The sequence below is a fragment of the Nocardia puris genome, assembly GCF_036051655.1.
GTDB lineage: Bacteria > Actinomycetota > Actinomycetes > Mycobacteriales > Mycobacteriaceae > Nocardia > Nocardia puris.
The window spans coordinates 3,178,082-3,198,413 of record NZ_CP107943.1 but is presented as its reverse complement, the minus strand read 5'-3'; the positions used below and the strand labels follow the sequence as shown (position 1 = coordinate 3,198,413).

The 20,332-nt window shown below is 69.5% G+C and carries 16 protein-coding genes; 6 read left to right on the top strand and 10 right to left on the bottom strand.

Annotated elements, in window-relative coordinates:
- The first annotated feature begins 208 nt into the window (after nucleotides 1-208).
- Entirely contained in the window at nucleotides 209-589 is a 381-nt protein-coding gene (locus OHB21_RS14550) for an RNHCP domain-containing protein (protein WP_067513861.1), read from the top strand.
- Between the two features lie 10 nt (nucleotides 590-599).
- Nucleotides 600-1,010, top strand: a complete 411-nt coding sequence (locus OHB21_RS14545; protein WP_067513862.1) for an RNHCP domain-containing protein — start codon at nucleotides 600-602, stop codon at nucleotides 1,008-1,010.
- 31 nt (nucleotides 1,011-1,041) lie between these two features.
- Here the strand turns inward: OHB21_RS14545 and OHB21_RS14540 are convergent, their stop codons facing one another.
- Nucleotides 1,042-3,135 carry an acyltransferase family protein gene (locus tag OHB21_RS14540; protein ID WP_195124714.1) on the bottom strand — a complete coding sequence of 698 codons (2,094 nt, stop codon included), beginning with the start codon at nucleotides 3,133-3,135 and terminating at the stop codon, nucleotides 1,042-1,044.
- Between the two features lie 413 nt (nucleotides 3,136-3,548).
- Between OHB21_RS14540 and OHB21_RS14535 the strand changes: the two genes are divergently transcribed.
- Both OHB21_RS14535 and OHB21_RS14530 read left to right on the top strand, forming a co-directional pair.
- On the top strand, nucleotides 3,549-4,268 hold the full coding sequence (locus OHB21_RS14535) for a hypothetical protein (protein ID WP_067513864.1): 720 nt from the start codon (nucleotides 3,549-3,551) through the stop codon (nucleotides 4,266-4,268).
- A 343-nt stretch (nucleotides 4,269-4,611) separates the two neighbouring features.
- Nucleotides 4,612-5,922 (top strand): glycosyltransferase, encoded by a 1,311-nt coding sequence (locus OHB21_RS14530; protein ID WP_195142431.1) that lies wholly within the window; start codon nucleotides 4,612-4,614, stop codon nucleotides 5,920-5,922.
- A gap of 14 nt (nucleotides 5,923-5,936) precedes the next feature.
- On the opposite strand, the gene OHB21_RS14525 is transcribed toward OHB21_RS14530, so the two are convergent.
- The 5 genes from OHB21_RS14525 to OHB21_RS14505 all read right to left on the bottom strand — a co-directional run bounded on the left by OHB21_RS14525 (nucleotide 5,937) and on the right by OHB21_RS14505 (nucleotide 12,682).
- The gene (locus OHB21_RS14525; RefSeq protein ID WP_147265789.1) at nucleotides 5,937-6,929 is read right to left on the bottom strand and encodes a hypothetical protein; all 993 of its coding nucleotides are present in this window, start codon (nucleotides 6,927-6,929) and stop codon (nucleotides 5,937-5,939) included.
- Nucleotides 6,930-6,969: 40 nt separating this feature from the next.
- Nucleotides 6,970-8,778 (bottom strand): ATP-binding cassette domain-containing protein, encoded by a 1,809-nt coding sequence (locus OHB21_RS14520; RefSeq protein ID WP_067513867.1) that lies wholly within the window; start codon nucleotides 8,776-8,778, stop codon nucleotides 6,970-6,972.
- A gap of 24 nt (nucleotides 8,779-8,802) precedes the next feature.
- The gene (locus OHB21_RS14515; RefSeq protein WP_067513868.1) at nucleotides 8,803-9,996 is read right to left on the bottom strand and encodes a type III polyketide synthase; all 1,194 of its coding nucleotides are present in this window, start codon (nucleotides 9,994-9,996) and stop codon (nucleotides 8,803-8,805) included.
- A gap of 44 nt (nucleotides 9,997-10,040) precedes the next feature.
- A complete protein-coding gene (locus OHB21_RS14510; RefSeq protein ID WP_067513884.1) occupies nucleotides 10,041-11,507 on the bottom strand; it encodes a fatty acid desaturase in 1,467 nt (488 codons plus the stop codon).
- A 356-nt stretch (nucleotides 11,508-11,863) separates the two neighbouring features.
- Nucleotides 11,864-12,682, bottom strand: coding sequence for an LppX_LprAFG lipoprotein (locus OHB21_RS14505; protein WP_067513869.1), 819 nt, complete (start codon nucleotides 12,680-12,682; stop codon nucleotides 11,864-11,866).
- A gap of 582 nt (nucleotides 12,683-13,264) precedes the next feature.
- Here OHB21_RS14505 and OHB21_RS14500 point away from each other — a divergent pair.
- Nucleotides 13,265-14,089 (top strand): class I SAM-dependent methyltransferase, encoded by an 825-nt coding sequence (locus OHB21_RS14500; RefSeq protein WP_067513870.1) that lies wholly within the window; start codon nucleotides 13,265-13,267, stop codon nucleotides 14,087-14,089.
- Nucleotides 14,090-14,572: 483 nt separating this feature from the next.
- On the opposite strand, the gene OHB21_RS14495 is transcribed toward OHB21_RS14500, so the two are convergent.
- From OHB21_RS14495 to OHB21_RS14485, 3 genes are all read right to left on the bottom strand, one after another.
- Nucleotides 14,573-15,268, bottom strand: coding sequence for a hypothetical protein (locus tag OHB21_RS14495; protein WP_067513871.1), 696 nt, complete (start codon nucleotides 15,266-15,268; stop codon nucleotides 14,573-14,575).
- Between the two features lie 85 nt (nucleotides 15,269-15,353).
- The gene (locus OHB21_RS14490; RefSeq protein WP_084538156.1) at nucleotides 15,354-16,742 is read right to left on the bottom strand and encodes an MFS transporter; all 1,389 of its coding nucleotides are present in this window, start codon (nucleotides 16,740-16,742) and stop codon (nucleotides 15,354-15,356) included.
- Between the two features lie 311 nt (nucleotides 16,743-17,053).
- Nucleotides 17,054-17,875 carry an SDR family oxidoreductase gene (locus OHB21_RS14485; RefSeq protein WP_195124709.1) on the bottom strand — a complete coding sequence of 274 codons (822 nt, stop codon included), beginning with the start codon at nucleotides 17,873-17,875 and terminating at the stop codon, nucleotides 17,054-17,056.
- 185 nt (nucleotides 17,876-18,060) lie between these two features.
- Between OHB21_RS14485 and OHB21_RS14480 the strand changes: the two genes are divergently transcribed.
- Nucleotides 18,061-19,563 carry an AMP-binding protein gene (locus tag OHB21_RS14480; protein ID WP_195142430.1) on the top strand — a complete coding sequence of 501 codons (1,503 nt, stop codon included), beginning with the start codon at nucleotides 18,061-18,063 and terminating at the stop codon, nucleotides 19,561-19,563.
- Between the two features lie 19 nt (nucleotides 19,564-19,582).
- Here OHB21_RS14480 and OHB21_RS14475 read toward each other — a convergent pair whose 3' ends face one another.
- Complete coding sequence (locus tag OHB21_RS14475) at nucleotides 19,583-20,308, bottom strand: TetR/AcrR family transcriptional regulator (RefSeq protein ID WP_170160742.1); 726 nt, start codon at nucleotides 20,306-20,308, stop codon at nucleotides 19,583-19,585.
- Between the last annotated feature and the right edge of the window lie 24 nt (nucleotides 20,309-20,332).

The window sequence follows — 20,332 nt, the reverse complement described above, 5'->3', positions numbered from 1 at the left end:
CCCGGCCCGCGCCGAGAGCGCCACTGGTCCGCCTCTCCGCGTTTCTCGCCGGTCGATAGCACCGGGCTGAGTCGCTCACCGGGCTGCCTGTCGACCACTGGTCGACCTCTGGGCGTCCCCGGCGAGTTACGAGAACGCTGACGCCACTCGAGGCGCGCTCGGCCTGCTCCGCTGCTGTACGACAAGCCACGGAGTAAGGAGAATCCGGGTGTCCCCCAACATTTCTCAGCACGACGGCCCCAGTCCGTCACTACGCACCGCCACCTTCGAATGCGTGCGGTGCGGTCTGCTCGTTTCCGCGCTCACGCCCGGCGACGACAGACGCAACCACTGCCCCAGCTGCCTGCACTCACGACACACCCTCGACCACGTCGCGGGTGGCGCCTCCGACTGCGGCGCCAGGATGGCCCCGCTCTCGATCGCGGTGCTGCGCAACGGTTCCTGGGCTCTGGTCCATCGCTGCACCCGCTGTCACGAACTCGCCATGCACCCCGTGTCCGGCGACGACAACCAGCTCGTGCTCATGCGCCTGGCGGTGCGGCCCCTCGCCGAACCACCCTTCCCGCTCGAAGTCTTCGGCGATCTGTAGGGGGTGCGCGATGCCACGGCGAAAGTCGAGAAGCGTTCGCGCGCAACGCCGCAAGACCGTGCTGCACGGTCGCGGCGGCGAGGCCGGCGAGGCGTTCCGCTGCGTCGGCTGCCGCCGGGACGTGCCGCTGTGGGCGCCGGGCACGGCGCACCGCAACCACTGCCCGCACTGTCTGGCCAGCAAGCACGTGGACGGCCGCATCCCGGGCGACCGGGCCGCGACCTGCCGGGGCCGGATGGACGCGGTGAGCCTGTCGGCCCGCGACGACGGCGAATGGTTGCTCGTGCACCGGTGCGTGGCGTGCGGCACGCTCAAGGCGAACCGCATCGCGGGCGACGACAACGCCCTGGCGCTGCTGCGCCTGGCGATGCGTCCGCTGGCCGATCCAAGACCGGCGCGACAGGCGTTACTCGCGTTGTGAGGGGGCGGGGCCGGATCCTCCCGGCCCCGCCTCACCACCAACCCAGGATGGGCCCGAGCTGGCGGCCCAATTCCGGTGCGAGGGAGCGCGAATAGCTCGCGGTGAGGTGGTGCTCGTCGTGGTAGACGAGGATGTTGCCCTCCACCACCGCGCACACCTCGGGCCCGCACATCGCCCGCGTCATGTCCACGGGGAACACGTTGGGGAAAGTCGCGGCGGGCGCCAGCGCGGGATTCACCTCGTCGAGCGCGTCCGCGGTGCGGATACCGCAGCTCAGCGCGTCACCGTTCTGCGCGAGGCAGTCGATGGCGCGGTAGCGCACGCCGTCGCGGCGCAGCCACGGGGTGTCGCGCATGGCGATCACGTTGAGGCCGTGGTCGGTCAGCCGCGACCACACCGCCACGTAGTCCTCGGGCGTCTCGTCGCCGATCTGGTCGCGCGGGCGGGTGCCGGTGGTGAACACCCAGTCGGGGCGGTCCACGCCGAGCCGGTCGATCACCTCGGCCGACCAGTCCCGGCAGTCCGGGATCTGCTCGCCCTTGTACATGGGCTCGGCCGCCACCGTCAGCGGGCAGCCCATCTTCAGGTACACGCTCACCCGGAAACCCTGTTCGCGCCCCAGTTCGTCGAGCGCGGGCACCCAGTGCTCGGCGTGTGAGTTGCCGACCACCGCGAGCGTGCGCTCGGCCTCCGCGTCGCCGTAGACGCAGGTGATCACCTCGCGGGTGTCCCAATCGGAGATACAGCCGTCGCGCGTCGGGTAGGCCGAGTCGGCGGGCGCCTCGAACACCGTCGGGCGCATCTTCGCGTGCGGCACCGCCGCGCCCGCGGCCAGCGCCTCGGCGCCGGGATAGCGCTCGGGGTCCAGGTAGGCTACGGGCTGCGGTGGCAACATGGTGGTCACCGCGTCGGACCCGATCGCCACCACCGCGACCACCGCGCCGACGGCAGCCACCGTGCGCCCCGTGCGCCTGCGGTAGTCCGCCGAGGCGTCCACGGCCCCGCTGCGCAGCGGTTCCTCGATGAAGCGCAGGGTCAGGTAGGCCAGGACGAACGAGACGGCCAGCACGAACAGCCCGGCCTCCACGCCGGCGGTCGGCGTGCCGCGCTCGGCGAGCACGAAGATCAGGATCGGCCAGTGCCACAGGTACAGCGCGTAGGCCAGCTCACCCAGCCGGACCATCGGCGCCGCGGCGAGCAGCCGGTTGGGCAGCGGCTGCGCGCCCGTCGCCAGGCCCGCGCCGGACAGGATGAGCGCGATCGTCGCGCCGACCGGGATCAGCGCGTACGGGCCGGGGAAGGTGTTGGCGCCGTCGACCAGCCAGCCGCAGGTGAGCACTAACGTGGCGCCCAGCACCGCCAGCACCACGCGCAGCGCGCGGGGCAGGTCGATGCGCGGCGCGACCACGGCGAGCAGCGCGCCCGCCATCAGTTCCCAGCCGCGCGCGAAGCTGTCGTAGTAGTTCCAGCCCTGGTGCAGGTCGGTGCCGCGCGCGGCGTAGGCGAACGACAGCAGGCCCAGCACGACCAGCACCGCGGCCGTCGCGGGCCGCAACGCCGATTCGCGCGCGAACTTGCGCAGCAGGGCCACCAGCAGCGCGATCCCGGCCAGCGCGCCCAGGTAGAACTGGCCCTGCACCGACATCGACCACAGGTGCTGCAGCGGGCTCACCGACGGATCGGCGGCGAGGTAGTCCGTCCAGGAGAACGCCAGGTACCAGTTCTGGTAATAGAACAGCGAGGCCAGTGTCTGCGAGGCCAACTCGGTCCACTGCGTGTACGGCAGGATCAGCACTGTGCCCACCGCGACCGCGGCGAGCACGACCACCAGCGCGGGCAGCAGCCTGTGCGCCAGTCTGCGCGCGGTGCTCACCAGCGGGACGCCGCCGGTCGATTCGGCCCGCCGCAGCAGCGAGCCGGTGAAGAAGAAGCCGGAGAGCACCAGGAACACGTCGACGCCGCCCGACACCCGGCCCAGCCAGATATGGAAGACGACGACGAGCGCGATCGCGACGCCGCGCAGGCCGTCCAGATCGTGCCGGTAGGTGGTGCCCGTCTCGCGCCGGAGAGTGCGCGGCGCCGCGGCGGCGCCAGCCCGCTCCTCGGTCCCCCGCCGTGCCGTCATCGACCGATTCGACAGGTTCGGGCAAACACGCCGCGCGACCAGGTGCCCGTATGCCGGACAGACGGTGTAGTGACCATGAAGAACCCTCTTTATCGCGTGCGTGTACCCGGGTCCGAACGCAGACCCGTGCGCCCGCCGCGAACGGCGGAGCAACGACCTGATTACCCAGTTGTCGGTGACTGGACACTCCTGATTCTCCGACAAGTCCCCGGCCGATCGCCAATCGGCAACATCTCCGCACCCGCGGCCCGGGTCGGTCGGGTGTCCCGGAATCGGTGTCTCACCTGGGCGAGAGCGCTCCACAAGAGACCAAAAAAGACCATATGGTCTTTTATTCCTGGATCACCTTCATCCGGCCGCCACGCCGCTCCGAATCAGATTCGTAGGAATCTCAGCTCGAAAAGAGGATGCCCATGGGCACATACGAGTCACGTCTCCCTTTCCCCTCCTTCTCCCTGCGGACCGCGACGCTCGTCGCGGGGGCGCTCGCCACGGCGGTGATCACCGCGGCGCCCGCGCTGGCCGAAGCCCCACCGGCCGACCCACAGGCTCCGGTGGCGGCCGTCACCGAACCCGCGCCCGTGCTCGGGACGAGTTTCTTCGGCATACCGTTGCCCGCTCCGGCGCCCGTCGCCGAACCCGCACCGGCCCCGGATCCCGCGCCCGTCGCGCACACCCCGCAGGTTCCCATCCCCGACACCGTGATCCGGGTCGGCAATGTGGAAGTCCCCCGGCCCGATTTCGTCACCCCGGAACAGGCCACCCAGTTCAACGACGCCAGCCTCGGCGCGGAGAACGGCCTCGCCAGCGCGCTCACCGCCGCCGGAGTGGAACCCTCGCGCTCGGATCAGATCGCCGCCGAAGTCCTCGGCACCTCCGCCCAGGGCGCGGTCGTCGGCGCGGCGCTGTCCACGCCGATCGCGGCCACCGGAGCGTTGATCGGCACCGTGGCGGGGCTCGTCGCGGGACTGCCGTTCGCCCCCGCGGGTCTGGTCGTGGTCCCCGTCATCGGCGCGGCGCTCGGCGCGGCGATGATCGCGGTCCCGTTCGCGGCGGCGGGTGCGGCGGTCGGCGCCGCCGTCGGCGCGGTGGAAGGAGCGCTCGCTCCACCCCTTCCGGAAGCCACTCCCTAACCTCTATTCCTTTAGCGCACAACGCAGTACAAGGTGATCGCGGGCCCGGCACACCGGGTCCGCGAACCCTCTCGGCGTCCGGTCCTCCACAGCCGCATCAGCCGATATTCCCGCGCACAGCGAACTGTCTACCGGCGGCGCTCGAACGGAGGCGGACTGCCGCTCAGACCTCAGCCGCGCCGGTCCGACAGTGCCCAGGCGGTGGCGGAGACTACGCCGGAGACCACGGCGACCGACGGCCACGCGCCGATCTTCTCGGCCTCTCCGCGTCTTTCGCCGGTCGAATGAACCAGCCGCGCGTCCGGTGCGTGTGTTTCTCCAACGACACACCCGGAGAAGTTCGATGGCTACCTTTCTGTTCGCGTCCGTCGCGATCGAGGCGCACACCACCAACCCGATGCCGATCGCCGCGCGGCTGGTCGAGCGCGGGCACACGGTGCTCTGGTACGCGGGCAACGCCTTCCACGACCGGCTGGCGCGTACCGGGGCGAAACCGCTGCCCTACGTCGAGGCGCCCGACTTCAGCGGGGTCGATATGTTCCAGTTCTTCCCGGAGTTCCGCGGCATGTCGGGGCCGAAGATGATCGGCAAGGGTTTCGCGGAGATCTTCGTCGGCCACGCGCCGCAACGCGTCGCCGACCTGCGCCGGATCCTCGCCGACCACCCTGTGGACGCCATGCTCACCGAGGGGTTGAGCTACGGCGTGGGCATGGCGTCGGAACTGGAGAACATCCCGTGGGCGACGTTCGCCGACGGGCCGCTCCCCTACGACGATCCCGATACACCCCCGTTCGGGCCCGGGTTGCTGCCCATGCGCGGCCCTCTCGGGCCCCTGCGCAACCGCGTCATCCGCGCGGCGGCCGCACGGCTGATCTTCGCCGACGCCGAGCGCACCTACCGGCGGGTGCGGGCCGATCTCGGCCTGCCACCCGACCCGAAACCCGCTCTGGCGGCGTTGATGTCGCCGATGCTGCACCTGCAGGCGTGCACCCCGTCGTTCGAGTACCCGCGCCGGGACCTGCCCGCGCACGTCCACTGGATCGGCGCGCTGCGCCCCGACCCGCCCGCGTGGGAGCCGCCGGAGTGGTGGTCCGAGCTGGCGCGCGAGGAGCTTCCGCTGGTGCACGTCACCCAGGGCAGCCTGCGCAACGACCTCGACGAGCTGATCGTGCCCGCCCTGCGCGGACTCGACGGCGAACCGGTCCGCGTGGTCGTCACCACGGGCGGGCCTTCCCGCACCGAGGTGGAGCGCGCCTACGGCGGCCACCTGCCCGCCAACTGCGTGGTGGCCGAGTGGATTCCGTACGGCATCCTGCTCGCCCGCGCGAACGTCTTCGTGACCAACGGCGGCTACACGGGCGTCACTCTCGCACTGGCGCACGGGGTTCCGATCGTGCAGGCCGGGACCACGGAAGAGAAGGCCGAGAACGCCGCCCGCATCCAGTGGTCCGGCGCGGGCTTGCGCCTCGGCAAGACCCACCCCGCGCCCGGACGCGTCCGCGACGCCGTGCGCCGCGTGCTCACCGAACCCGGATTCCGCGCCGCCGCGGGGAAGATCAGGGACGAGATGGCCGAGCACGACGCCGCGAACGAGAGCGCGGACCTGCTGGAGAAGCTGGCCGCGACCCGAAAGCCGGTGGCGCGCACCGCGTGAGGCGACGATCCCGCTCACGGGAAGAGCGCCGCCACCTCCGTGGTGATGCGGGTCAGCACCGCGTCCTTGTCGGTGTTCGGGTTCCCATCCTTCTTGACCAGGTACACCGAAGCCGTTGGTATGGACGGGTTTTCGGGATCGATATCCGGATCCGGCACGTCCGCGATCGGCAGGTGGTAGGACAGCAGCGTCGCCTGGTCGCGCCGCGTGACAGTGCGACCTGCGACCGTCACCTCGCTCGCGGCCACATCACTGCCCGGCTCGGGCTCGGTGCCTAGCAACGACCGGGAGACGTACTCGTAGTGGATCATCGCCTGCTCACCCTCGAAGGTGAACGCGCAGACCGAACTCTGCTGTTCACCGGGCGTCGGGACGGCGTCGAGCCGTTCGAGCGCGGCGCACGGATCGGCGCCGACGAGAGCGGTGCGGGTGGGTACCTCGGAGGCCGTGGGCTCGGCCGCCCACCGCTCGAGCGCTACGCGCGCGGTCGACTCCGCGATCGCGCACGCCCGCTCCGTCGACGGCGCGTGCACGTAGGTCCCCAGTTCGACGCCCGCGGGGAGTTCCCAGCGCGCCGAGCACCCCGGCATGCGCTCGTGATCGGTGGCATCCGGGCCCGGCCGCCCCACGACCGAGCGCAACCGCCCCGACACCTCGCCCGCGGTCAACGCCGTGCCCTCGGTGGAACCGGCGCGCGCACGGGCCGCCTTCCCTGTCGCGACAGTCGTGCCGATCAGGATGCCCGGCGCATCCAACGAATCCAGCCGCGCCTCGCAGCGGTCGACATCGGCGTACCGGACCTTCACCACGGTCCCGTATTTCGCCAGTTCCTCGCCCGGCACCAGTGCGCACGGATCGATCGCCCGAGCCCGCTGGACCACCTCCCCCTCGCGCTCCCCGGATTCGGGTTTCACCGACCAGAAATCGGGCTCCTCGCGACTCTCCGCCGAACCGCCGCACCCCGCGGCGACGAGCACCAAGCCCGCGAGCACCAACCGACGAAACATTCGACCCCCTTCGCGTCCCGGAGCCGCCAGGGCTCCGCGGTCATTCGACCACGCGACCGAACTCTAGCTTGACGATCCGGTCGGCCAGCGAGAAGTACCGGTCGTCGTGGGTGATCACCACGACGGTCTTCCCGCGCCGTTTCAGGTCCGACAGGATCTCCCGGTAGAAGACCTCGCGGAAGCGGGGCTCCTGGTCGGCGGCCCATTCGTCGAACACGTAGATCTGCCGGTCCTCGAGCAGCGCGGTGAGCAGCGCCAGCCGTTTGCGCTGCCCCTGCGAGAGCGCGAGCGTGGACAGCCGCCCGTCACGCACGGTGACCTTGTCCGCGATCCGCAGCACCTCGAGGTAGTGGCGCACCTCGTCGTCGAGGTCGGGCCGGTCGAAGCCGAGGTAGTCCTCGAACAGGTGGAAGTCGGTGAACACGGCCGAGGAGTTCTGCCGGAACCACTCGATATTCTCGTGGTCGATCTTCTCGCCGTTGAGCGCCAGCGAACCGGTGCGCGGCACGTACAGGCCCGTGATCAGTTTGGCCAGCGTGGATTTGCCGCTGCCGTTGCCGCCGACCACGAACGTGATCTGCCCGGGTTCGAGCACGAGATCGATCGGGCCGAGGGTGAAGCCGTCCTCGGGGTCGCCGAGCGGGGGCGGCCCCATCGGCACCGGCCTGCCGTCGGCGCGACCGTGGTCGAGGCGGCGCGCGCCGTTCACATCCGGACGCCCGCCGGGATGCGGGCGGCCCGGCCCGCCGTGGCCCGGGGGCGGGAACGGCGGCGGTCCACCGTGCCCGCGTGGCGGAGGCCCGCCCGCGCCCACCGGCACCGGCGGGGGCGGCTCCATCAGATACGAATAGCTCACGTTCGCCAGCTCGAGCCGCGCCTCGTCCACCGGCGGGCGGTCGTCGAACGGGAGCCGGTCCTCGTCGTGGAAGGTCTCCATCGACAGGTTCATGGCGCGGATCTTGGCCAGCGCCACATCGCCGCGCAGCAGATCGGGGATGCGGTGCATGAAGTTCTGCATCGGCATGGCCAGGAAGGTCGTCACCAGGACGTAGCCGATCATCACGTCGCGCGGCAGGTCCAGCGCGGCGGCGATCACGAACAGGATCAGCGCCATGGTGGCCAGCTGCAGCAGCTGCCCGAAGCCTTGCGCCACCGAGAATTTCGTGCCCGCGTCCACGTTCTGTTCGCGCAGCTCGCCCGCGGTGCCGAGCAGGTGGCGATCCATGAAATCGCGCCTGCGGCCCCGGTGCAGTTTGAGTTCCTTGATCCCGAGGGTCACCGATTGGAACGAGCGCAGCAGCGCGTCCTCGTGCTCGCGCGCGTCCCGGTAGATGGCGCGCACGCGCTCGAGAACCATTTCCACGCAGGCGATGCCGAGCAGCGTGCCCGCCACCGTCACCAGGAAGATCGGCCCCGACACCACCGCGAGGAACACGAAGCACCCGATGATGGTGGCCACGTCGACGCAGATGGCCGGGATCGCGGTCACCGCCTGGGAGAGCGCGCGCACGTCCTCGGTGAGCGTCGCGACCAACCGGTGCATGCCGAGCCGCTCCAGATGCTCCAGTGGCGCGGCGACGATCCGGGCGCTGAGCTCGGCCCGCAGCCGGTAGATCGCGTCCTGCGCGAGCCGCACCAGCAGCACCTGCGACAGCACCCCCGCCACCAGCACCACCGCGACGGTCGCGGCGAAATGCAGCGCCAGGTGTTCGCGGTGCGGCTCCGGGGAGACGACGCTCTTGATCAGCGCCACCAGATAGGTGTTGGCCGCGCCGGTCACCAGACCGGCGAGCACGACGGCCGCGATCCGCGCCCAGGAGATGGAGATCAGGAATCTGACGAGTTGCACTGTTGCCGCCCTTGCGATTCGGCGCTACGGCCGGACGATGTCGAAGACGAAGCCTTCGAGCGTGACACCCGGCGCGAAGGAGAACCCGACGCCGGTGGACAGCGGCGCCGTCGCCTCCTGCCGGATCATCCGCTCCAGCACGAAGATCAGCGAAACGCTCAGCATGTTGCCGTACTCGGCCAGCACTTCCCAGCTCACCGCCGCCCGATCGGCGGGCAGGCCGAGCGAGCGCGCCGACTCCTCGATGATCTTGGGGCCGCCAGGGTGGATCGCCCACAGGTCGATGTCGGACTTGCGTAATCCGTTGCGCTCCAGCACTTCCGCGAGCACCGGGTCGACGCCGCGGTAGATGTAGTCGGGCAGGTTCTCCGACAGCTCGCAGGTGATGCCGTTGTCGTTGACGCCGAGCACGATGCCGTCCTCGGCGTCGTCGAACAGGTGGCTGAAGCTGTCGCGGAGCACGATGCTGCCCGCCGCGAGCGGCTGATGCACCTGGCTCGCGCCGATCACGAGCGCGCCGCAGCCGTCGCCGAACAGGCTGTGGGTGATGACATCGTTGATGTCGTCGTCGAACACCGCGTTCACCGAACTGAGTTCGAGGCAGATGACCAGCGCCTTGCGGTCGGGGTGGGCACGCACATGGTCCACTGCGGCGCGAATGCCATTCATCGCGGCCGCGCACCCCATGAAGTTCACCACTACGCGGTGCACCGTGGGCGCGAGCCCGAGCTGCTTCACCACCGCCACGTCCACACCGGGCGCGATCAGGCCCGTGCTGGTGACGAACACCAGCAACCCGATATCGGCGGGCTCGCAGCCGGCATCGGCGAGCGCCCGGCCCGCCGCGTCCACGGCCAGCGGCACGGCATGCCGGTAGAAGAGATGCATCCGGTCCCGGATGGTCGCGGATTCCCTGCTGTAGGAGAGGAATTCGGGATCGACGGGGTCGACGGCCAGGCGCCGGGTCGCTATGCGGGTTTTCTGGTAGACGCGCGGAATGCGCGCCCGCTGCGCGGGATCGGCGAACAAGCCCGCCACCAGGTCGGCGGCCGCGGCCTGATCGACGGACCGCTCCGGAGCGGCGGTGGCGACGCCCTCGATCACGCCGACCGTGGTCGGCGGGGCGGGTGGCAGCGCGTGGGCGAAGTCGTGCCCGCGCCGCGCCGTGTGCCGCGACGTCGCGGGCGCGACACCGCCTTCGTCGATGGTGACAGACACAGGAGTGGATTCCTTTCGGACAGAGTGGGTTTCGACGGGCACGCTCAGACGGTCCCGATTCCGGTGAAGCCCTGGACCGTGTACACGGCGCAGGTCTTCAGGGCGGTGGGCGAGCAGTGCTCCCGCACGAAACCCCAATCGCGTTCCTCCGCTTCGTGAGAGCGCGACATCAGGTAGGTCTTGACCAGCGCCGGGAAGCGGTCGCCGAAGAAGCTCTTGGGCGGCAGCCATTCGACGCCGAACTTCGCCGCCTCCTCGCGCACCACCTCCTCGGTGGCGATATTGGCGAATCCGCTGCGCTGGTAGGGCAATACGTGGTGCACGCGATGCGGGCTCAGGCCCGCCGAGAGGAAGCAGTCGACGTAGCGGTTGCCGACGACGGTCAGGTCGTAGGCCTGCTCGAGCTGGTTGACGCCCCAGTCCTCGGTGTCGGTGTGCAGATCCTCGGTGTCGACGTCGAAGTCGTGACTCGCCACCACGAGGAAGGTGCTGATCCACAGTGTGATCACGAATTGCAGTGCCCAGGCCCAGAAATCGCCCGCCAGGACGAACAGCACCAGCTCGGCCACCAGCAAGAAGCGCACCCCGAACGACCCGATGAAGTGCGGCAGCGCGCCGCCCCAGGTGCCGTACATGTCCTTCACGCCCACCTTGCTGGTGAGGCGGCACACGTCGAGCAGGCGGATCGTCATGCCGGTGACCGTGTGCCCGAACTTGTGCAGCGTGTGGATCGGCACCCGGTACAGCCGCGGCACCCGCATCATCATCGTGAAGACGTTCTTCTTGATGTCGACTTCGCTCTGCGTGTGCGGGTGGTGCAGCAGCGCGTGACCGTCGGCGGTGACGAACGAGAGCGCCACGTAGTTCAGGTCGAAGGCGTTGGTGTAGATCTTGTTCATGCCCTTCTGGGCACGGTGGATCGCGTAGTGACCGAACCCGGCGAGCGAGCTGCGCAGCACCACCATCAGGAAGACGAACAGCGGCAACGGCATCCACGCCGGCACCGACAACCGCAGGCCCTGCACCGCGAAGTAGGCGATGACCATCAGCACCGCCACGACGTCGAACAGGCGGTCCATGCGCTTCAGTTTCGCGGCCATCGCCGGCTCCTTCAGCCGGGCCTTGACCTTGTGCAGCAGGTCGTTCTTGTCGTCGAACCGGTACTTGGGGGTGTCGCGCCAGCTGTCGAAACCCTCCTTGAACAGGAAGTCGGGCGCGTTGTTCTTCGGGTGGATGTCCTCGGGCAGCGCGCGGCGGTCCAGCGCGTAGCGCTCGATCATCTTCCCGATCTTCTCCGGATCCTTGTGGTAGGAGCCGATGATCGAGGTGATATCGCGATTCTTGGTGCGGCCGATGAAGAATTCACCGCCGGGATGCTTCGAGATCCACTCGCTCAGGTCGTAGGCGCGCCCGTTGTAGACCCACACGTTCGACACCGGTGGCGGTCCGGGCGGACCGGGAGGCCGACGGAAGTCCCGCTCCTCGACGTCCGGGCGGTCACTCGTCGTCATCTGCATTCCTCCGTGCGCGGTCGTCCGATCGGAATCGGGCGTCCGCCGATCATGGTCATTCGCCGGTTCTGCTCCGGCACTGCGGCGTCGCGGGCTACGGCCGTGCGAACTTCCGGGCCGTAGCGTCCGCGCGACGCCTTGTATTTCACTGAACAATCGCTTAATCGGCTGCGCCGCCGCCTTTCTCACGGCAGCGCGCGTGACCGACGGCTCGGCGCCGTATCACGGTGCGCCGAGGCGTATCCCGTGAACGCGAAAGACGCCGGAACGCGGCCGGGAGTCCACGGGCAGGACTCCCGGCCGGCCGTTCGGCGGTGAACGACGGAGCGGAAACCGCTCCGGCCGTGCCGGTTTCGTCAGCCCTGCGGCTTGACGACCTCGACCTTCTTGCCCCACCCCGACAGGGTGACGGTGACGGTGCCGGAATCCTTGGTGACGACGGCGCGCACCAGGTTCGGGCCGGTGCCCGGCGACGCGTCCTGCGAGGGCAGCGACACCTCGGAGGTGGGCGGGGCGACGTCGGTGATCCACAGCGTGATCGGCATGGTGCCCGCGTTCTCCCCGACGCGCGGCACGATCGGGTCGATGACCTTCGCGTCGATGGTGCCGGTGACCTTCACGGTGTCGATGCCGTCGATCTTCTCGCGCGCTTCGGCTTTCGCGTTCTCCACGTTCGCGAGGACGTTGGCCAGACCCTTGTCCTTGTCCAGGATCACGCCCGGGTCGTACATCTTCTCGGCGTCGCCGACCGGCGCGTAGGAGGCGCCGCCGGTCTGCGCGTACAGCGTCTTGTCCACGACGATGAACTTGGAATCGATGAACGGGCCGTCGGGTTCGGTACGCACCTTGGCCTCGCCGATGGCCTGGCCCGCGCCCTGTGGCTGGTTGGTGACGTCGGCCGAGACGCTCTCCACCGGCAGGCCGGGGATGTTCGCGACCAGCAGGTCCAAGTGCACCGACTGCAACGTCTGGGTGGTCTTGGAGCTCTCCTGCACCAACTGCGCCCCCTCGGGGAGCGGTGTGCCGGGCGGCGGTCCGGCCGAAGCCGGTTCGGAGTCGGAGCCGCCGCCGCACCCGGCGACCAGCGCCGCCGCCATCGAGGCCGCCGCGACGGCCAGCAACGGCTTGCGCAAGCGCCGGGCCCGGACGCGCCCGCGAGATGCCAAGTCAGTCATGTATTTCAAACCCCCGGAGAGTTAATCCGTAAACGCATTCGCGTAGGACAGCAGCCCGCCGCCCCGACGTAGTATGCAGCACCCTCCCCGTTCCCGCCCACCGGATACCCGACCGTCCGGAAATATCGCACCGCGAACCGGTACCGGCGCAACAGCTTTCACAGCCTTTCGCTATTACGCCGCAGCGAAATCCCTGACGGAATTGCCGTTTCCCATTTCGGATATCTACGGTTCGGAGTCGTAATGGACACGCGGACAATGACGGCGGCCGCGTCGAATTGCCCGATGTCGGACCTCCGTGAATACGGCGGCAGGCAACGAATCGGCGCGCCGATCTACTGGCCGCACCGATAGTCGCAGGGACCCGGATCGGGGACGGGTGCACGCGGTGCGGTGTGCGTGAGTGACTCGGGGAGGTCGGCGGCTCAGGCCGTGCGAACGGCCCGCCGAGTGCGACGGCCAACCTCCCGATGGACGCGCCACCGCCCACGGCCCCCGGCTCGCGAAAGGTAGCTCGCACAGGAGACCGCGCGGCGAGTTACCGTGGGACCCACCTCACGCGGGCGTTCGAACGGAGAGCTCATGTGTGCTGACAAGATCGACGGTACGGCGTTGCGTGGTGTCCCGGCGACGGCGCTGTGGACGTTGCGCAATCGCGCGGTCGAAGCCCTCCGGCCCGATTCCACGTACGAGGACCCGGAGTCGGTGCGGCTGTACGAGACGATCGACTACCCGTACGACGACTTCGGCGGGCCGAGCCAGACCCATCCGCTGCGGGCGCTCACCTTCGACAACGCCATCCGCGACTTCCGTGCGGAACATCCCGACGGCGTGGTGGTCGCGCTCGGCGAGGGTTTGCAGACGAGTTTCTGGCGCCTCGCCGACCCCACCGTGCGCTGGGTGTCGGTCGACCTGCCCGAGATGATCGCCCTGCGTGAGCGGCTGCTGCCCGCCGAACCCCGCCTCACGCACGTGGCCGCGTCCGCGCTGGACCGCTCCTGGTTCGACGCCGTCGAGCCGGGCACGCCGACGTTCCTCAGCGCCGAGGGGCTGTTCATGTACTTCGAGCGCGCCGACGTCCTCTCGCTGATCGCCGACTGCGCGGCCCGCTTCCCCGGCGGCAGGCTCCTCTTCGACAGCATCCCGGCGTGGTTCAGCAAGAAGACGCTGTCGGGCATGAAGCTCGCCAAGCATTCCGACTACCAGGCCCCGCCCATGCCGTTCCACCTCTCGGTCGCCGAGGCGGCCCGGTTGGCCGGCGAGATCCCCGGCGTCGCGTCGGCCACCGACGTGGACCTCGCCCCCGGCCGCGGGCTCTGGGGTTCCCCGCTGCTCAGCTTCTTCTCCCACGCACCGGTGCTGAAGAACTACCGGCCGTGCCTCACGCTGCTGCGGTTCGCGAACTGAAGGCGGATCGTTCCGGCCCCTGAGCACTCGGCAAAAGGCGGCAACTGTGAGGTAATGGTTCATGGCCACCGTGCGGGCGGTGCCTGATCCGGCGCTCATGCCCAGCGCCTCCAGCGGTCGCCGTTCCACCCTCGGCGGCGGAGTTCACACGGTCCTCGGCGGTGCGCGGTGACCGTGCCTCCCCACCCCGGCGCTCGCGCCCGCGTGGGATCGCTTCGTCTCCCGCGCCGAGGTGCACGCCGTCGCCCTGCGCGGCGCGCCCCGCTCCGACATCACGCTCCCCCTCGCCGCCTGGCGCGGCGGCGTGGACGAATCCCGAGCGGCTCGCCTGCTCGCCGCGTAATCCGTTGCGGTTCATACCCTTCGATAAACCTCGGATACCCCGATCCCGGCCGGTGCGCGGATGCGCACCGACCGAGATCGGGCCGAGGGCAGGGATCCCTCCGCATACTCAGCGTGAGTTCTGTGTCACGCCAGCTACTTTCACTTCACCGGGAACGGTTCGTTGATGGTCGTGAAGTACTGGATCACCGCCGCCGTCGCGACCGGCGCGCCCACGAACAGCGACCCGCCGACGGCCCCGATGGGCGCCAACGCGCCCGCGCCGATGAGACAACCCGCGATCGGTCCCGCGCCGAACATCATCGCGATCGGGCTGGTCGCCGCGGCCAGCGTCACCCCGCCGACCAGGCAGCCGATCACACCCGCGCCGACGGCGCCCGCGATGCCGCCGACCACACCGGCGACCGTGATCGTGCTCGCCATCCGGGAGAACGCCGCGACCTCGCGCTCGTAGGGCGTCTTCCACGGCGCCTGATCCTGGAACGGCAGCGCGACCGGTTCGGTCCGTGCCCGGTCCGGGTCCAGGGACGGCGTCAATCGCGCTGTCCTGCCGTCGATCTCGGCGTCGATCGGGAACGCGACGTTGTTCACGTTGAACTCGAGCGGCACCCCGGCCAGCACCGTGCCGTCGTCGGCGCGGATCTGGAAGCGCCCATCGTCGACGATCAGCTGCCCCGCGTCCACGGTGATCACCGCGGTCGCACCGTTGTTGTAGGCGGTGTAGTTGACGTTCGGGGCGAGATCGACGCTCAACGGTTCCGCGTGGACCGTGCCCGCGGTAACCGAGAGGGACGCGACGGCCAGGGCCGCCGACGCGGCGAACTTACGAACCTTCATGAAAACGCATACCTTCGTTCGTACTTATTGTTGACATCAGATACAAGTTGGTGGCGCCGCGAAAGCACCCGCGACGCCACCGAACTCAGACGTAGAGGTGTTCGCCGGGAACGGCTTTCGGGTCGTTACGCACCTCGGGCGGGTTGGTCTCCTTCAGCACCCAGGCGCTGAACACCGTGATCAGACCCATCAGCGCCAGGTAGACCGACACCAGCACGGTCGTGCCGGTGTTGGCGATCAGCGCGGTCATGATGAACGGCGTGCCGCCGCTCACCGTGATGGCGGCCAACTGATACGCCAGTGACGCACCCGAATACCGCAGCCGCGGCTCGAACAGCTCGCCCATGAACGCGGCCAGCGGACCGTAGGTCATCGACTGGAAGATCGATCCCACCGCCACCGCCACGAAGAACAGCGGCAGCTGCGCGGTGTCGACGAGCAGGAAGTACGGCACGGCCCACAGCGCCAGCCCGGCGCCGCCGATCAGGATCAACGGCCTGCGCCCGACGCGATCGGACCGCGCGCCCGACCACAGGATCACCGCGCAGCCGATCAGCGAGGCGAGCAACGACATGGACAGGATGTCGTTGTGGTTCATGCCGAGATCCTTTGTGGCATAGCTGAGTACGCCCGCGATGCCGATGTAGAACGACGCGTTGGTCGCCGCGAGCAACCCGCAGCCGAGCAAGATCTTGCGCCAGTGCGACCGGACCGCCTCCGACAGCGGCGCCTGCGCCACCGCCGTGGTGCGCTTCTGCGCGACTTCCTTCTGCAATTCCCGGAATTCGGGAGTGTCCTCGACCTTGGTCTGGATATAGAGCACCACCGGGAACAGCAAAGCGCTGCACAGGAACGGAATTCGCCAGCCCCAGCTCAGGAAGGCCTCCTCGGAGAGCGCGGCGGTGGCGATCAGGAACACCACATTGCCGAGGATCACGCCCAGCGGGACGCCCATCTGCCCGAAAGTGCCTGCGAATCCCCGCTTTTTCGGACTCGCCGATTCGGTCAGCAACAGCACGATGCCGCCCCACTGCCCGCCGCACGCCATGCCCTGCACGAAGCGCAGCGAGACCAGCAGGATCGGCGCGGCGACGCCGATCGCGTTCGCGCTGGGCAGGCAGCCGATCAGGAAGGTCGCCACGCCCATCCCGATCAGGCAGACGACCACGGCCGGCTTGCGGCCGTACTTGTCGCCGAAGTGCCCGGCCAGCACGCCGCCGAGCGGCCGCGCGACGAACCCCGCCCAGAAGGTGCTGAACGAGAGCAGCGTGCCCATCAGCGCGGAGCTGTTCGGGAAGAACACCTGGGGGAACACCAGGGCGGCGGCGGTGCCGTAGAGGAAGAAGTCGTACCACTCGATCGAGCTGCCGACGAGTCCCGCGGCGAGCAGTTTGCGATGGGCGCGGCGGTTGTCGCGCGGCGGCGCGGCGGGCGCCGCGGTGCGGCCTGCGGGGTCCTGGGGTGGTGCGGTCATACGCGTGCTCCTCCGGCTGCTTCGCCCACTCCCGGCGCGAGGCCGAAAGTAAACTTGACACCAACTTCAATACGAGTGCGCCTAGTTTGAGACAGGAGCGGAGTAATGTCAATCACATCTTTTCGGCGAGCACCGCGGACCGCACCCCGGGGCCCGAGCCGAGAAGAGTTGTGTAAGTACTGTTCACAGGGCCCTTATACCGACATACCCCGCATTCGCACCTGCGAGAAGGCGAATGCGGGGTACAGCCCGGGCCACTTATCTATAGCAATGTCACATCACATTGTGGCCCAGGATCTTTCGCGAAACACTCACGGCGCCCCCTCGAGCAGGGAGCGCTGGTAGCGCCGCATCCCCCGCAACCACCGGTCGTAATCGGCGCCCTTCTGCCGGTACATGTCGAGCACCTCGGCGTGCGGCAGGATCAGGAAGCGCTCCTCGGCGACCGCGTCCAGCACCGCCTTCGCCACGTCCGCCGGTTCGAGCACCGCACCCGCCGTGGTGACCGCCCGCGACGCGGCGGCGCCGAGCCGGTCACCCGAATCCTCCCCGGCGTAAAGCAGTTTCGTGTTCACGCCCATCGGGCACAGGCAGCTCACTCGAACACCCTGGTCGCCATAGGTGACGCTCAACCACTCCGCGAACGCGACGGCGGCGTGCTTGGTCACCGCGTAGGTCGCCGAACCGATCTGCGTGAGCAAGCCGGCGGCCGAGGCGGTGCTGACGAAGTACCCCTCGCCGCGCTCCACCCAACCGGGCACCAGCAGCTGCGCGGCTCGGATGTGCGCGCGGAGATTGACCTCGAGCGAGCGATCCCAGTCCGCCTCCCCCGCGTCCAGTCCGGGCGCGCCCGCGATGCCCGCATTCGCGAAATACAGGTCTACCGGGCCGAATTCGCGTTCGGCGAGCGCGATCAGGGCTTCGATTCGCGCCGCCTCGGCGACATCGCCACCGACCCCGACCGCCACCCCATCGCGGCCGTGCGCGACAGTCCGGGCGACGTCCTCGGCCGCCGCGCCATCGATATCGGCCACCACCACGCGCGCGCCCGCGGCGACGAGTCCGGCGGCCAGCGCCGCACCGATACCCGCACCGCCACCGGTGACGATCGCGACTTTCCCTTCGAGTTGCACAGCCGATCCTCTCCTCCGCGCGGGCGCATCCTGCCGCACACCGCGTCCTGACCGCAGCCTATCTCGAATCTGACGTCAGATTCAGATACTTGGCGCACAGATCGGCGCCAGTACTTAAAATTGACATCAGATTCATATACGCTCGGTGTGGTCCAGATCACAGTGCGCACCGAAGGATCCCGCCGATGGCCACCGTCTCCGACCCCGTCCGCCGCCATGCCGCCTCGACACCGGACCGGCCCGCGGTCCGCTCCGACCGGGTCGCATGGAGTTACCGTCAACTGTTCGAACTGAGTTCGCGCTACGCGGGCGCCCTGCGCGCGGCGGGCTCGCGACCGGGCGACCGCATCCTGCTCGCGGCGCCCTCGGTGCCGGAGTTCGTGGTCGCCTACCTGGGCATCCAGATCGCGGGCGGGATCGTGGTTCCGGTGAACACGATGTCCACGCGCGCCGAGGTCGAGTACTACCTGATCGATGCCGGATGCTCGCTCGCGCTCGCCTGGGACGACCTCGGCCCCGCCGTCGCCGAGGCCGCGGCGGCGACCGGCGTGCCGTACCGGGAACTCACCGCCGGCGCTGAAGCCGACGCCGACCCGATGCCCGCGGTCGAGCGCGACCCCGCCGACACCGCCGCCATCCTCTACACCTCCGGCACCACCGGACGGCCCAAGGGCGCCCAGCTCACGGTCGGAAATCTGTTGGCGGGCGGGGAGATCGGAGTGTCGGCCGCGCGCAGCACCGCGGCCGACCGCGTGGGGACGGCCCTGCCGCTGTTCCACGTGTTCGGCCAGTCGGCGGTGATGATGTCGTGTTTCACCGCGGGCGGTTCCCTGTCGCTGCTGCGCCGGTTCGAACCCGCCGCCATGCTGACGATGCTGCGGCGCGACCGGCTCACCGTCCTGGCCGGGGTCCCCACGATGTGGAATGCGATGCTGCATGCGGCGGCCGACGCCGATCCGGCCGATTTCGCTGACTTGCGGGCGGCCATCTCGGGCGGCGCGGCGCTGCCAGGGGAGGTCGCGCGCGCCTTCGAGACGAAGTTCGGCTGCACGATCCTGGAGGGCTACGGACTCACCGAGACCACCGCGTTCGGCACCTTCAACGACCTCGGGCGCGGGCCGAAGATCGGCTACACCGGGCACGCCGTCGACCGGATGCGGGTGCAGATCCGCGACGTCGACGGAAACCTCTGTGCGGCAGGCGAAGTCGGTGAGATCTTCATCGCGGGGCCCACGATCATGAAGGGCTACTGGAACCGTCCGGAGGCCACCGCCGAAGTGCTCCTCCCCGACGGCTGGTTCCGCACCGGCGACCTGGGCGAATTCGACGCCGACGGCGATCTGCGCATCGTCGACCGCCTGAAGGACCTGATCATCCGCGGCGGCTACAACGTGTATCCGGGTGAGGTGGAGGAGGTGCTGTACGAGCACGCCGACGTCGTCGAGGCGGCCGTCGTCGGCGTGCCCGACGATCACTACGGCGAAGAGGTAGCCGCCGTGATCGTCACCGTTCCCGGCGCGGCCCTGGATGCCGCCGAGGTGTCACGATGGACGCGAGAACGGCTGTCCGCCTACAAGGTTCCGCGCATCGTCCAGTTCGCCGATGCGCTCCCCAAGGGCGCGACCGGCAAGATCCTCAAGCGCGCCATCGACCGCGAGGCGCTGCGGCGCGAGACCGTCGGCCGGTAGCGCGACGGCGCGCCGCGGATCACACCGGCGGCGCGCCGTGCACGAGGCCGATGCCGCGCACCCACAGCGTGCACAGCGTGGCCGACGCGGATTCGGCGTCGATGTCCGCGTCGGTCTTGGCCCACTGCGTGCAGAACTCGCGGACCATGCCGCACAGCGCGGTCGCGGCGTAGCGCGCGTCGACGTCGCGGGCAGCGAGGCGGTTGTCCTGCAGGCGGGTGATCATCTGCTCGGCACGGTCGATGAACAGCGCGATCTCGGCCTGTAAGAGGTCGTCCAGATCCGGGTTGAGCCCGGCGACCTCGCCCCACATCAGCATCAACCGCGCGTGGTCGCGAAACGCCGAAACATACGCGCGCACCGCCGATTCGATCGCCTCGACGGCGGTGGCGGGCGGAGCGCCGCGCCGGGCGCGCACCTTGTCGCGCATATCGGCGATGAGCTCGAGCACCACCGCGTGGAAGACGGCGTCCTTGGAGTCGAAGTAGACGTAGAACGTGCCGTGCGCGACGCCGGCTTCGGCGACGATGTCGGCGACCCTGGTCTCGACGAACCCGAGCCGGGCGAACACCACCTCGGCGGCGTCGACCAGCTTCGTGCGGGTGCGCTCACCGCGCGGCGTCAACGCCGACGTCTCCTTACCGACCCGCGTGGTCCCCGGTTCCGACACCGGCACATCGTCCCAGATCACGGCGGGCGCGGCCGACGGCGGGTTGGACGGGCGACCGGAACCGCCCGTCCCCACCGGCTGTCGCCTCGAGCCGGTTTC

Excerpts from the sequence above, each read along its gene's own strand:
- OHB21_RS14545 (WP_067513862.1), top strand. The coding sequence starts at position 600 with ATGCCACGGCGAAAGTCGAGAAGCGTTCGCGCGCAACGCCGCAAGACC.
- OHB21_RS14540 (WP_195124714.1), bottom strand. The coding sequence starts at position 3,135 with ATGACGGCACGGCGGGGGACCGAGGAGCGGGCTGGCGCCGCCGCGGCG.
- OHB21_RS14490 (WP_084538156.1), bottom strand. The coding sequence starts at position 16,742 with ATGACCGCACCACCCCAGGACCCCGCAGGCCGCACCGCGGCGCCCGCC.
- OHB21_RS14500 (WP_067513870.1), top strand. The coding sequence starts at position 13,265 with ATGTGTGCTGACAAGATCGACGGTACGGCGTTGCGTGGTGTCCCGGCG.
- OHB21_RS14525 (WP_147265789.1), bottom strand. The coding sequence starts at position 6,929 with ATGTTTCGTCGGTTGGTGCTCGCGGGCTTGGTGCTCGTCGCCGCGGGG.
- OHB21_RS14480 (WP_195142430.1), top strand. The coding sequence starts at position 18,061 with ATGGCCACCGTCTCCGACCCCGTCCGCCGCCATGCCGCCTCGACACCG.
- OHB21_RS14510 (WP_067513884.1), bottom strand. The coding sequence starts at position 11,507 with ATGACGACGAGTGACCGCCCGGACGTCGAGGAGCGGGACTTCCGTCGG.
- OHB21_RS14505 (WP_067513869.1), bottom strand. The coding sequence starts at position 12,682 with ATGACTGACTTGGCATCTCGCGGGCGCGTCCGGGCCCGGCGCTTGCGC.
- OHB21_RS14530 (WP_195142431.1), top strand. The coding sequence starts at position 4,612 with ATGGCTACCTTTCTGTTCGCGTCCGTCGCGATCGAGGCGCACACCACC.
- OHB21_RS14535 (WP_067513864.1), top strand. The coding sequence starts at position 3,549 with ATGGGCACATACGAGTCACGTCTCCCTTTCCCCTCCTTCTCCCTGCGG.
- OHB21_RS14495 (WP_067513871.1), bottom strand. The coding sequence starts at position 15,268 with ATGAAGGTTCGTAAGTTCGCCGCGTCGGCGGCCCTGGCCGTCGCGTCC.